The following is a 13,601-nucleotide window of genomic DNA, read 5'->3' as shown; positions in this document are numbered from 1 at the left end:
TAAATGGGAAACGATAAGTATTTAGTATTTTTAAATGAAATTAATAAGGATAAGCCAAATGAATTTAAAAAAATAAATATAAAGGAATGTCCGTTTTGCAATAGAGAGACACTTACAGATGTTATTGATGAAGACGGGCCATTTGTATTACTAAAAAATAAGTATCCAACTATAAAAGATACTTATCAATTAGTTATTATAGAAACGTATAATTGTAATACTGATATGGGACAGTATTCTGCAGAGTATATGGAGGATTTAATAAGATTTAGTGTTAAACATTGGCTAAGAATAGAGGCAAGCGGAGAATATAAATCAGTAATATTTTATAAAAATCATGGTCCAAATTCTGGCGGAAGCTTAAAACATCCTCATATGCAGATAGTAGGTCTTGATGATATTGATTATAAATTAAATATAAAAGATGATTATTTTGAAGGAATAGAAATTCATAAAAGTGATAATTGTTTAGTTAATCTATCACATAAACCATTTAATGGATTTACTGAATTTAATATAATTATAAATGATGATTTATATGCATTAAATGAGTTGGCATATAATCTTAGAAAGGTAGTTCATTACCTTTTAAATAATTATTTTGTGAAGTGTGATAGCTTTAATATATTTTTTTATCATATAAAAAATAAAATTTTATGTAAGGTCATGCCAAGATTCAGTAGTTCACCATTGCTTCTTGGATATGGAATTAGACAAATATCAAGTTGTGAAAATGAAATAGCTGATAAATTAAAAGCAATGTATTTTCAGTAAAAATATTAAGATATTATTCCATGCATATTCTATATATTAATATAATTTATGGGATTAATATCGAAATGATCTAATGATATTTAAAGACGAATATAACTATAGAAAGTAGCATTATAATTTTGAAATTATAATGCTACTTTTTAGGTTAAAATAAATTTTAAAGTGTACTTATATATTTAAAGTTAATTGCAAATAATTAAAGTATAGAATAAAAACTTTTGAGGTGTGATGATATGGAGAATAATGAAATTGGAATTAGTGAAAATAAAATCAATAAAAAAACAAAATCTAAACAAATTCCACTTAAGATAATTCCATTAGGTGGACTTGGTGAAATAGGAAAAAATATGACTGCTTTTGAATACGATAATGAGATAATAGTTATAGATTGTGGATTAGCATTCCCAGATGAAGACCTATATGGAATTGATATAGTAATTCCAGATGTAACATATCTGATTAAAAATAAGAATAAAGTTAAGGGGATCTTTATCACCCATGGACATGAAGATCACATTGGAGGACTACCATATGTATTAAAGCAAATTAATGTTCCTATATATGGAACTAGATTAACACTTGGATTAATAGAAGGTAAATTAAAAGAGCATACTATGCTTAGTGACTGTACATTAAATGTTGTTGAACCGGGAGAACTAATAAAATTAGAGCAAATAAAAATTGAATATATAAGAAATAACCACAGTATACCTGATAGCTGTTCTATTGCATTGCATACCCCAATAGGAGTTATTGTTCATAGCGGTGATTTTAAAGTGGATTTCACACCAATAGATGGGAAGGTTATGGATCTGCAAAGATATGCTCAGTTGGGGAAGAAAGGTGTACTTCTCTTAATGGCAGATAGCACTAATGCTCTTCATAAAGGCTACACAATGTCAGAAAAAACAGTTGGAGAAACACTAGAGAATCTTTTCAGTAGGGCTACTGGTAGGATTATAGTATCTACATTTGCATCAAATGTTCATAGATTACAACAAATTAGTGATTGTTCAATAAAATATAACAGAAAAATAGCTTTTAGCGGTAGAAGCATGGAAAATATATCTGAAGTTGCTATGGAACTCGGATATTTACTTATTCCAGAAGATATGATAATAAGTCTAGATGAAATAAAGAATTATCCAGATGATAAGTTAACTATTGTTACAACTGGAAGTCAGGGAGAATCTATGGCAGGATTATCAAGAATAGCTGCATCAACACATAGGCATATACAAATAATAGAAGGAGATATGGTTATTATCTCGGCAAGTCCTATACCTGGCAATGAGAAGGCAGTATCTAACTTAATAAATGATTTAATAAAGAAAGGCGCCAATGTAATCTATAAATCAATAGAGGATATACATGTTTCTGGGCATGCCTGTGAACAAGAATTAAGGCTAATTCAAGCTTTATTAAAACCAAAATTTTTTATACCAGTTCATGGTGAGTATAAGCATTTAATTACTCATGCTAAAATAGCAGAAAGTATGGGAGTAGATAAATCTAAGACATTTATTTTAGAAAATGGTGATGTTTTTGAATTAACTAGAGCTACTGGAAAAGTATCAGGAAAAGTGCCATTTGGAAGAGTTCTTGTAGATGGTATGGGGGTTGGAGATATAGGAAGTATGGTTCTTAGGGATAGAAAGAATCTAGCAGAGAATGGTATAATCACAGTGGTTATAGCTATAGACATAAGAAATAAAATTATAATATCCGGTCCAGACATAGTGTCAAGAGGTTTCGTATATGTAAGAAACTCTGAAGAATTAATAGACGAAGTTAGAAATATAGTTACTAACGTTGTAGAAAAATGCTTAGATAGAAACATAACTCAATGGGCGGAAATAAAGAATGGAATAAGAAGAGAAGTTGACAATTATGTTTATACAAAAATGAAGAGAAAGCCAATGATATTACCAGTAATTGTTGAATTATAATTAGGTAGTTCCATGAAAAACAGAGATAATAAATAGTTAAAAGTTATTATTGCATGTAGAAATGGCTTTTTAATTAAACAACCACCTATTTTTAGAAAAAACTAGTTTATAAATAGACTAGCTGAAAATGGTGGTTTATTTATTATTCTAAGATAAATATTTTTAACTTGACTCTTACCTAAGGGTGGAGTTTATAATAATATAAAAGAGAGTCTAATATAAAAGTTATTTCCTATAAATTACTTTTATAGATTCTATTATATATATGTTACAAAAATAATTATTCCTCATAATTCTAAAAATACTGAAAGAATTTTAGCCGTAATTGTGAATTGTGAAATGTGCATTATGGATTGCAACATATATATTAAAATTTTGTGCTTAAATTAGAGAGGATGAATTGTATGAAAAAGATACCATTTTCACCACCAGATATAACAGAAGAAGAAATAGAAGCAGTAGGTAATGTATTAAGATCAGGTTGGATTACTTCTGGACCCAAACTTGCAGAGTTTGAGGAAGGAATACAAAATTATCTAAATGTTAATAAAGCATTAGCATTAAATAGTGCGACTGCTGCAATGGAACTAGTGCTTAAAGTATTTGATATAAAAGAGGGGGATGAAATTATTTCTACTCCATATACATATACTGCTACTTCAAGCGTTGGTATTCATAGAGGGATTAAACCTATATATGTTGATGTTAAAAAAGATACTTTCGAAATGGATATAGATAAAATTGCTGATAAGATTACAGATAAAACAAAGGTAATTATGCCAGTGGATATTGCAGGAGTACCGTTTGATTATGATGCTTTAAAGAAAGTTTTGAAGGATAAAAATAGAGAAGATATTATAATACTTTGCGATTCAGCGCACTCTTTTGGTGCTAAATATAAGGGAGAACCAGTTGGATCTCAATGTGATTTTCACTCATTTTCGTTTCATGCAGTTAAAAATCTAACTACAGGAGAAGGTGGAGCCGTTACATTTAATGACAACCACTTTGGTGATCATGAGGATTTACTTAAATATATGAGATTTACTGCTATGCATGGACAATCAAAGGATGCTCTAAGTAAGTTAAAAGCAGGTGCATGGGAATATGACATTATAAATGATGGACTTAAGTGTAATTTGACAGATATAGGGGCAGCCATAGGTTTAGTTCAATTAAAAAGATATGAGAAAATGTTGGAAAAGAGAAGACAAATATTTAAGATATATAGTGATATTTTATCAAAAGAAGAATTTTCAATAATTCCATTTACAAAAGATGAGAATGGAACTGAGACATCATATCATTTATACCTTTATAGAGTTAAAGGATTTGATGAGAAAAAGAGAAACGAAGCTATTCAAAAGTTAGCAGATAGAGGAATAGCAACAAACGTTCATTACAAACCGCTTCCTATGCTAACTCTATATAAAAACCTTGGATATGATATTAAAGATTATCCTAATGCCTATGCACAATATGAAAATGAGATCACACTTCCAGTATATACTACATTATCTTTAGAAGATGCTGAATATATAGCAAAAGAAGTTATAAAAGTAGTTAAAGAATTATTATAATTATTCTTACAAATATAAAACAGCCCATACAATGAGGCGGGCTGTCTTATATTTTTTTGAATCTGATAGAATATTTTAATATGTTTTTTAGAAGCTAAACTATAGTTTCGGTAGTTTTATTATATGAATTATTATTAGGTTCCGTATCTAATTTACTATTGGCTTTATCTTTTGAACTTTTATCTAATTTATTAGTATTATTATCTATGTCCTTTGTTTCTTCATTTAACTTATTGTCATCTTTATCTTTGATTTGTTTAAGCGCTAATTCTGTTTTAGCTTGAATGCGTTCAGCACTTTTATTTATGTCTCCAATCTTTTTATAAATGGTCATGTTTATATTGGCTATGCTTGCGCCTATTTGCGATAAACGATTATTATCGTAGCTGTTTTCGATATTATTTGGTTTGATATATTCAGCTTCTACTTTTTGCCTGTTTTTACTATCCTTTAGTAAATGTATAGTTTTTTGTGAGCCGCTAATCTTAATAAGTTCACCTAAGCTAGCAGAAATTATTACATCGTCTTTTGTTTTATTATCGTCTTTGTTAGGTGTTTCCTCTTTAGCTTTTTTCTTTGAAATTTCATCTTGTTTCTTTTGAAGTTCTTCTTGTTTTTCTTGAATCTTTAGCTGTTGAATCTGAGAATCAACATCCTTTATTTTTTGATTTAGTTCATCCATTTTAGCTTTTTTCTCTTTTGCGTCCATTTCTTTAGCTATCAATGCTTGTTTTTCTTCTTTAAGTTCTTGTTTTTGCTTTAGAAGATTTTGCATTAAACCGCTTTCTTTTTTATCTTGTTTATTAGTAATACTAGAATTACCATTAACAACATTTTTGTTTTTGTCATCAGTTGAATTGATATTAATATTTTTGAATAAATTGATTCGATTTGAATTTATAGTTATACTACTCATTGTTAATTATTCCTCCTTCAATTATTTTATCGGAATTATATGGGAAAAAATAAGAGTATAACGTATAAAATGGTTAATAATATTAATTAAAATTTATTGGAAAGGTCATGAAAGATAGTGTCTCTTTAAAATTAGAGTTGACTATACCCTAAGGTAATGGATTAGAATAATGTTATGGAGGGAAATGAATTGAAAATTGGTGAATTTGCTAAAAAATCAGGAGTGACAGTGAAAACATTACTTCATTATGACAAAATTGGATTACTTAAGCCTAGTGAAAAAACTGATTCTGGATATAGAATTTACTGTGAAGAAGACCTATTAAAGCTTCAGCAGATTACAACCTTAAAATTCATTGGGTTGTCGCTAAATGAAATAAGTCATATATTACATGAAAGTGGAGAAAACCTAGAGAATATGATAAGTATTCAAAAGAAAGCCTTGGAAGAAAAGAAGAAACATATTGAGGCTGTAATTGATGTTTTTAATAAAGCACAAAATACAGCAAAGAAAAATGGTTTTCTAGATGCAAGTAATTTGATTGATATCATAAAAGTAACTAATATGGAAAGTAGGGTTAGGGAACAATATAAAACAGATAAGAACTTAAATATTAGAAGTAATCTTCATAGCTATAATGTAAATAAAATAGATTTTGATAAATGGTGTTTTAATCAGATGAATTTTTCATTAAACGCAAATGTACTGGAACTTGGATGTGGAACAGGAAAGCTTTGGTTTAAGAATAAAGATTATATAGAGAATACTTTAAATATTACAATATCTGATTTTTCTAGAAGTATGATTAGAATCGCAAGAAATAGATTGAAAGATGTATATCATGATTTTCATTATGAAGAAATTAATGCTGAAGAAATACCTTATAATGATGAAACTTTTGATATAATCATCGCTCAACATATGATTTATTTTGTTCCAGATATAGAAAAGGCTTTAGCTGAGATACAAAGAGTACTAAAGCCTAATGGTGTATTTTATGTGACAGCTAATTCTTGTAATTCTATGAAAGAATTAAATAGACTTTCAGAAAATTTTGCACCTAATTCTGGGTTAGATAACAATGGGTATTCAGAAAGATTTGACCTAGAGCACGGAAGAGGAATGCTTGAAAAATATTTTCATAAAGTAGATGTTGAAATTTTAGATGGTAAAATAATAGTAGATAAGGCTGAACCAGTAGTTTCATATAAAGCTTCAACTATTCAAGGAAGTTCAATACTTATTGGTGAAAAGAAAAAAGAATTTACGAAATATTTAGAAGAATATATTAAGAAAAATGGAGACATATCAATAACAACTAAAACATGTATGTTTAAAGCAATGAAATAAGAATATTTAGATTTCAAAGTAGAGAATATATTAGAAAAGAATTAATGGATAATATATTAATTTTATTCAATTATACGATTGACAGAAAGAGTAGCACAACATATAACCTCGCTATAGATATTAAATTTATAGCGAGGTTTTTTGTGTTATAAAAAATTATAGAATTACTTATATTTCATATTTTTTCATATATGTCTTGAATTTGGTACATAAATTGATATAATAGTAAATGAAATTCATTATCAATTAAATGGCGAAAAGAAAAATTAATGCAATTAAAACTCATACCATCATTAATTTCGGTGATTAATTAGCAAGAAAGATAAATTAATCATGATTATAAAAAGGAAAAATGTATTTTATTATTCGGGGGGAAACAGTTATGTACCAAAGATTACATGAACTTATATCAGGAGATCCAATAAATAAGAAAATAAAAAAATCATTCTTAATAATCAATATGTTTACAATAATAAGCATGATTATAATAGTAAGTATTTTATATATGTTTTCTTATAAAACCAATTTGTCATATAGGAAATCATATGCACTTTCAGATAATATATCAAATATGAGAATTAGTTTACAAAAAATAGAGAAAAATCTTATAAAGCAATAGCTGAGGAAGATATGGAGAAAGAACAAAAATATTTAGAATTAGTAAATGAAGAAGTAAAAGAATTCGATAGTAATTCTAAAATTTTAAAAGAAACACTACCTGATTATGAGCTAATTGATGAGATTAATTCATCTGTAGAATTAGCCGCAAAAAGTAGAAGTGATATAGTGGAATTGATAAATAAGAAAGAGAAGATATCAGCCTTATCAGTAATGGAAAATACATATTCTTATCAAATAGATGGAATAGCAGATAAAGTTATAGAAGTATATAAACAGTCTCAAAAACAAACATCTAATTTTTTACATAAGGTAGATATAATTAACAATATAATATTAGGATTTATAATAATCATAATGATCAGTACACTAATAATAACGTCAACAATAAGCGGCGTGTTGACAGATATATTTATTAAAGGAATTAATAATATAAAAGAAATATCTGAAGAATTATTATATGGAAATCTCAAAGTTGAAAGTAGCTATGAATCTACAGATGAAATGGGTGAGATGGCAAGTAATTTGATTAGCGCTATTGAGATGATAGACTCATATGTAGATGATATTACAACAATTTTAGAAAAAATATCAGTTGGAAATTTGGATATAGAGTTAGAGAAAAATGTGCAATATAAATGCGATTTTATTCCTATACAAGAGTCGCTTGAGAGTATTATAAACACATTGAATAGTGATTTCTATGGTATATCAAGGACAGTAGAGTTAACATCAAATAGATCAGAACAAATATCACTAATTACAAAAGAACTATCAGATGGAGCAACAAATCAAGCAAGTATAATAGAAAAACTTTTAGACAATTTTAATAAAATATTAACTAAAGTTACTATAAACGCCCAAAATGCAGAGGAAGCTAATAAAGTATCGGAAAGTACCAAGGATATTGTATCTGAAGGAAATCACAAAATGGAAGAGTTAATGAAATCTATAGAGGAGATTGCTCAATCTTCCAATCAGATTTCAAAGATTACAAGCTCTATAGAAAATATAGCATCACAAACAAACCTTTTGGCGCTTAATGCTGCTATTGAGGCTGCGAGAGCTGGAGAAACTGGAAAAGGATTTGCGGTGGTAGCTAATGAAGTTAAGAGCTTAGCCGAACAATGCTCAAATGCAGTTAAAAATACTAATATGTTAATAGGAAATTCTTTATTTGCAGTTAAAAAAGGTGAAAGTTTAGCAAAAGAGGCTTCGAATTCATTACAAAATATAGTGGTTAATGTAGATAATAGTGCTAAATTGGTCAATGAAATATCACTAGCATCGCAAGATCAAACGAATGAGATAATGAAAATGACAACGAGAGTTAACGAAATCTCTGAAGTTATACAGATTAACACAGCTAAGGCACAAGAAACTGCGGCATCAACTGAAGAATTATCACTTCAAGCCCAAAATATAGCCGAAAAGATGTCTAAATAACGTGAGTTCGATGGAAAAATTTAAGGGATAAAAAATCCCATCAAAATGTTTTATTATATAAGTGCGACCAAATAAATAAAACAAAGGATGGGATTTTATGCAAAACTTATTAGTAGAAATATTTTATGATGTAGACAATTTTTGTATTGGATTTGAAAATTACTGTAAAAGTCATTTCCTAACGGAAAATAGCGACCGCAAATTTGCAATGATTAAAAGTAAAACTTTATCATTAAGCGAAGTTATGACAATAACTATCTACTTTCATTTGTCAAATTACAGAACTTTTAAATCATACTATATTGAGCATGTGTCTACTGTTCTCAAACCGTATTTTCCTAAGCTTGTGAGCTACAATAGGTTTGTTGAATTAATGCAACAATCATTAGTTGCATTACTATTATACATGATGAAATTTAGAACTGGCAAGTGCACAGGAATTTCTTTTATCGATTCTACAACTTTGAATGTATGCCATAATAGAAGAATACACTCTCATAAGGTTTTTAAAGGAATTGCAGAACGTGGTAAAAGTTCAACAGGCTGGTTTTATGGTTTTAAGCTTCATCTTGTTGTTAACGATAAAGGGGATATTCTCTCTTTTTATCTAACTCCGGGAAATGTAGATGATAGAGAAATTAAGACTATAGAAATATTAGCAAAAGATTTATTTGGAAAACTTTTTGGTGACAAAGGTTATTTATCTAAAAAGATCTCCGATATTTTGTATTCCAAAGGTATTCAACTTATAACAAAGATAAAGAAAAACATGAAAAATAAATTAATGTTAATGGAGGATAAAATTCTTCTTAGGAAAAGAGCTATCATTGAAACAATAAATGACCAACTAAAAAATATATGTCAGATAGAGCATAATCGACATAGAAGTTTTACTAATTTTGCGGTTAATATAGTTTCAGGATTGATTTCGTATAGTTTTCTTCCTAAGAAACCTTCTCTTAAGTTGGACAAATATCTAACTATGGAATAATTGGAATATCGAGCCACAAGATTACAAGGATACTTTTTTGCTTTTTTTCATAACCATATTTACCCATAAAATATTCTAGCTTTTCGAACTCACGTTAAATATGATTTGAAATCAAAGTGAAAGAATAGAGATCATGAAAAATATATAAGCAATAAAAAATTAGAGAAAATAAAAGCAAATACTATGTAAGTAAAAGATAATTTAATATTATAGAAATATATAGTAAGAGAAAAAAAATAAAGGACAAAAACTGATTTTGACCTTCTTTGACCTTTTAGCTATAATTTACTTGTAAAAACAAATAATAAATATCTTAAGGAGGTCTTAGTATGTTTGGATTGATACCTTTTAGAACTAACGGATTAGACAAGAAGGGAGGCTCAATTGAAGATTTTTTCAATGGATTTTTCAATGATGATTTCTTTTCACCAATGAGTTTGGGTTTTGGAAATAACCAAAAATTTAATGCTGATATAAGAGAAACTCAAAATGAATATTTAGTTAGTGCAGAATTACCAGGTGTTAAGAAAGAAGATATAAACCTTGAATACAGAGACAATACTTTAATTATTTCTGCTCTTAGAAATGAAGAAATAAATGAAGAAAAAGATAATTATATTAGAAGAGAAAGAGCTTATGGAAAAATATCAAGGACTTTTCATGTTGAGAACGTTGATAAATCAAGAATTTCTGCAAAATTCCAAAATGGAGAATTGCAAATTATATTACCTAAATTAAACGAAACTATAAGAGACTATAGTAGAATTTTAATTCAATAGTTTATAGATTAAACAAGTATATTATATGTAATTTGATGTATAAAATATTAGACAAAAATGAAATGAATAGAGAAGTTATTTAAGAGATAGTTGGATCGTACAATTATTGCGGGTTCACGACTATCTCTTTAATTATTTCTATTGTATATAGCATTTAATCTATAGCATATTTAAAATTATATATGGTATAAATTAATCAGTATCTAATCTGGAGCAAAGAAACAATAATATATAGTGTACACGATAAAATATGCAATTTTAAATTAGTAATTAACTAGTTTAGATTTATGGTATAATTATTTAGAATTTAATACAATAGTTTTCGGGAAGGTAAATACATATATGAAAGAAGCAATACTTACAGTAAAAAAAGAATTTGTTAAGAAATATAAAAATGGATATCCTTTAATTCTTGAAGAAGCTTTTGATAATATAAAAGATTTAAAAGAGGAAGGACAAATCATAACCCTTATAGATGAAAAAAAGACTTTCTTAGGAAAGGGGTATTATGGGAAACAAAATAAAGGCTGTGGATGGATTTTAAGTAACAGTAAAAATAGCAATTTGGATTATAAATTTTTCTATGATAAGATTAGGAATGCATTTTCCAAAAGAATGAAATTTTATCATTCAAAAGACACGTCTGCATTTAGAGTATTTAATGGTGAAGGCGATGGAATAGGTGGGCTTACGATTGACTATTTCGATGAATATTATCTCATCACTTGGTATAGCAGAGGTATATATACATTTAAAGACAATATAATTAAAGCTATAAAAAGTTTAGTTTCTTTTGATGGTATATATGAAAAAAAGAGATTTGAAGAAAATGGTATGGTTGTAGATGAAGATAGCTATGTTTGTGGAAGAAAAGCACCTGAACCTCTTATAGTTAAAGAAAATAAAGTTAATTTCTCAATTTATTTAAATGATGGGGCTATGGTTGGAGTATTTTTAGACCAAAAGGAAGTAAGAAAGTCTATCAAAGATAAATACTCCAATAATAAAAAAGTTTTAAATACTTTTTCATATACAGGAGCATTTTCAATGGCAGCTGCAAAAGGTGGTGCTATTACTACAAGTGTTGATTTAGCAAGCCGAAGTCTAGAAAAAACAACTGAGAACTTTACTATAAATAATATTGATTTCACAAAACATGAAATAATTGTTGAAGACATTTTCCTATATTTTAAACGTGCAAAAAAGGAAGAATTAAAATTTGATGTGGTTATTCTTGATCCGCCAAGCTTTGCAACATCAAAAGATAATAGATTCAGTGCAGCAAAAGACTATAAAGGATTGGTTAAATCAGCTATAGATATAACAGAGGATGAAGGAGTAATTGTAGCTTCAACAAACTGTGCTACTTTTAATATGGGCAAATTTAAGAAATTTATAGATGAAGCTTTTAAAGAATCACATAGAAATTATGAAATTCTAGAAGAACATACTCTTTCAGAAGATTTTGCAGTTACAGATAAATTTCCTGAGGGAAATTATTTAAAAGTTGTGATTGTAAAAATGCACTAAAGAAAGTAACAAAAAAATTAGCAAATAAAATGAGGAAAAAGATAATTATACAAAATGAAATGACTTGAGAAGTTAGTTAAGAGATAGTTAGAGAAGCGTAAAATTATTGTGCGTTCTCGACTGTCTCTTTAATTATTTATATTGAATATAGAATTTAATGTATAGCATATTTGAAATTATATAATAGTATAAATTAATCAGTATTTAAATTATAGAAAGGAATTCTATATGAATCTAATAAATAGTCTTTATGTTAAATATTTGTCAAAATTTGATGATATACCATATAGGATTAAGTTTCAAAATAATAAAGAATTTATTATAGGGAAGGGTACGCCTCAATTCGAAATAAATATTAAGGGAGAAATAAGTAAAACAGACTTAATTAGAAGTACGTTCCTTGCTATTGGTGAAGCTTACATGAAAGGGAATATAGAGATAAAAGGAGATTTATTTGAAGTTATAAATATATTTATTAGTCAGATTGATAAAATCTCATCAGGTAGTAAGCCAGTAAAAAATACGATTTTTCAATCCAATTCTTCAAAAAAACAAAAAGGTGAGATTCAAGAGCACTATGATATAGGGAATAATTTCTATAGTTTATGGCTCGATGATACTATGACATATTCATGTGGATATTTTAAATCAAATAATGATAGTTTGCATGACGCACAAATTAATAAAATTAATCATATACTAGCAAAGTTAGACATAAAAGAAGGCATGAGCGTCTTGGATGTAGGATGTGGGTGGGGATTTTTACTTATTGAAGCAGCAGAAAAATATAGTATTCATGGTATTGGAATTACATTAAGCAAAGAGCAATATAAAAAATTTAATGAAAGAATAAAAGAAAGAAAGCTTGAAAAATTACTAGAAGTTAGACTTATGGATTACCGAAATTTAGCTGAAAGTGGATTATCATTTGATAGAATTGTAAGTGTTGGCATGGTTGAGCATATAGGAAGAGAGAATTATGAACTATTTATAAAAAATATTGATTCTGTCTTAAAACCAAAAGGGTTATGTTTATTGGATTATATCAATTCATTAAAAGAATATTCTGTAGATCCATGGATTAAAAAGTATATTCTTAAAGAAGCGGTTATTCCAAGTTTTAGAGAAATTATAGACATTTGTAGTAATTATAATTTCCATACTATCGATGTTGAAAATCTTAGAAGGCATTATGTTAAGACTTTACTATATTGGAGAGAGAATTTTAATAACAATCTAAGTGAAGTTTCTAAAATGTTTGATGAAGAATTTATAAGAATGTGGGAACTTTATCTTTGTTCATGTGCGGCAATATTTAATAATGGAGTGATAGATATTCATCAATTACTAATTTCTAAAGGAATAAATGATGATATTCCTATGACAAGAGAATATATGTACAATAAATAAAATTTATATATTATTTATTATACATATAAGTAATTCTTATGTAGCAATACAAGATACTTAATGTAATTTATTGTGAAGAGTAAGACTGACTAGATATTATTTTAAATTACGAACGAGAAAATACAACCAATGGAACAGAGTTTTATTTAATGCTAAAATAAATATGTGACTAATAGTATATATGTTGAGATAATAAATTTATATTTAAAATTATAGTAGCTCAAGAACAAGAGTTCAATTAAGATAGAAATGCAGAAA

The 13,601-nt window shown here is 27.5% G+C and carries 11 protein-coding genes; 10 read left to right on the top strand and 1 reads right to left on the bottom strand.

What is annotated here, in order from left to right; translation table 11 throughout:
- Positions 1-3: 3 nt before the first annotated feature.
- The 3 genes from KEC93_RS20690 (at position 4) to KEC93_RS20680 (ending at position 4,303) form a co-directional block, all read left to right on the top strand.
- The gene (locus KEC93_RS20690) at positions 4-774 is read left to right on the top strand and encodes a DUF4931 domain-containing protein (protein ID WP_017209112.1); all 771 of its coding nucleotides are present in this window, start codon (positions 4-6) and stop codon (positions 772-774) included.
- Between the two features lie 233 nt (positions 775-1,007).
- Positions 1,008-2,723: a ribonuclease J gene (locus KEC93_RS20685; RefSeq protein ID WP_077308963.1), complete on the top strand. Its 1,716-nt coding sequence runs from the start codon at positions 1,008-1,010 to the stop codon at positions 2,721-2,723.
- 404 nt (positions 2,724-3,127) lie between these two features.
- Positions 3,128-4,303 carry a DegT/DnrJ/EryC1/StrS family aminotransferase gene (locus KEC93_RS20680; protein WP_031275518.1) on the top strand — a complete coding sequence of 392 codons (1,176 nt, stop codon included), beginning with the start codon at positions 3,128-3,130 and terminating at the stop codon, positions 4,301-4,303.
- Positions 4,304-4,397: 94 nt separating this feature from the next.
- Here KEC93_RS20680 and KEC93_RS20675 read toward each other — a convergent pair whose 3' ends face one another.
- Positions 4,398-5,219 (bottom strand): FlxA-like family protein, encoded by an 822-nt coding sequence (locus KEC93_RS20675; RefSeq protein ID WP_077869829.1) that lies wholly within the window; start codon positions 5,217-5,219, stop codon positions 4,398-4,400.
- 189 nt (positions 5,220-5,408) lie between these two features.
- Between KEC93_RS20675 and KEC93_RS20670 the strand changes: the two genes are divergently transcribed.
- The 7 genes from KEC93_RS20670 (at position 5,409) to KEC93_RS20645 (ending at position 13,343) form a co-directional block, all read left to right on the top strand.
- The gene (locus KEC93_RS20670) at positions 5,409-6,569 is read left to right on the top strand and encodes a MerR family transcriptional regulator (RefSeq protein WP_172462688.1); all 1,161 of its coding nucleotides are present in this window, start codon (positions 5,409-5,411) and stop codon (positions 6,567-6,569) included.
- Between the two features lie 382 nt (positions 6,570-6,951).
- Positions 6,952-7,188: a hypothetical protein gene (locus KEC93_RS26625; protein ID WP_238893173.1), complete on the top strand. Its 237-nt coding sequence runs from the start codon at positions 6,952-6,954 to the stop codon at positions 7,186-7,188.
- Positions 7,189-7,199: 11 nt separating this feature from the next.
- Positions 7,200-8,633 (top strand): methyl-accepting chemotaxis protein, encoded by a 1,434-nt coding sequence (locus KEC93_RS20665; protein ID WP_238893172.1) that lies wholly within the window; start codon positions 7,200-7,202, stop codon positions 8,631-8,633.
- A 97-nt stretch (positions 8,634-8,730) separates the two neighbouring features.
- Positions 8,731-9,624: an IS982 family transposase gene (locus KEC93_RS20660; RefSeq protein ID WP_023977109.1), complete on the top strand. Its 894-nt coding sequence runs from the start codon at positions 8,731-8,733 to the stop codon at positions 9,622-9,624.
- 329 nt (positions 9,625-9,953) lie between these two features.
- A complete protein-coding gene (locus KEC93_RS20655) occupies positions 9,954-10,403 on the top strand; it encodes an Hsp20/alpha crystallin family protein (protein ID WP_012060280.1) in 450 nt (149 codons plus the stop codon).
- 342 nt (positions 10,404-10,745) lie between these two features.
- Complete coding sequence (locus KEC93_RS20650; protein ID WP_012060279.1) at positions 10,746-11,933, top strand: class I SAM-dependent rRNA methyltransferase; 1,188 nt, start codon at positions 10,746-10,748, stop codon at positions 11,931-11,933.
- Between the two features lie 228 nt (positions 11,934-12,161).
- Positions 12,162-13,343 carry an SAM-dependent methyltransferase gene (locus KEC93_RS20645; RefSeq protein WP_023973110.1) on the top strand — a complete coding sequence of 394 codons (1,182 nt, stop codon included), beginning with the start codon at positions 12,162-12,164 and terminating at the stop codon, positions 13,341-13,343.
- Positions 13,344-13,601 lie beyond the last annotated feature (258 nt).

This window comes from Clostridium beijerinckii, from assembly GCF_018223745.1.
Taxonomy (GTDB): domain Bacteria; phylum Bacillota; class Clostridia; order Clostridiales; family Clostridiaceae; genus Clostridium; species Clostridium beijerinckii.
This window is presented reverse-complemented; position numbering and strand designations above follow the sequence as displayed.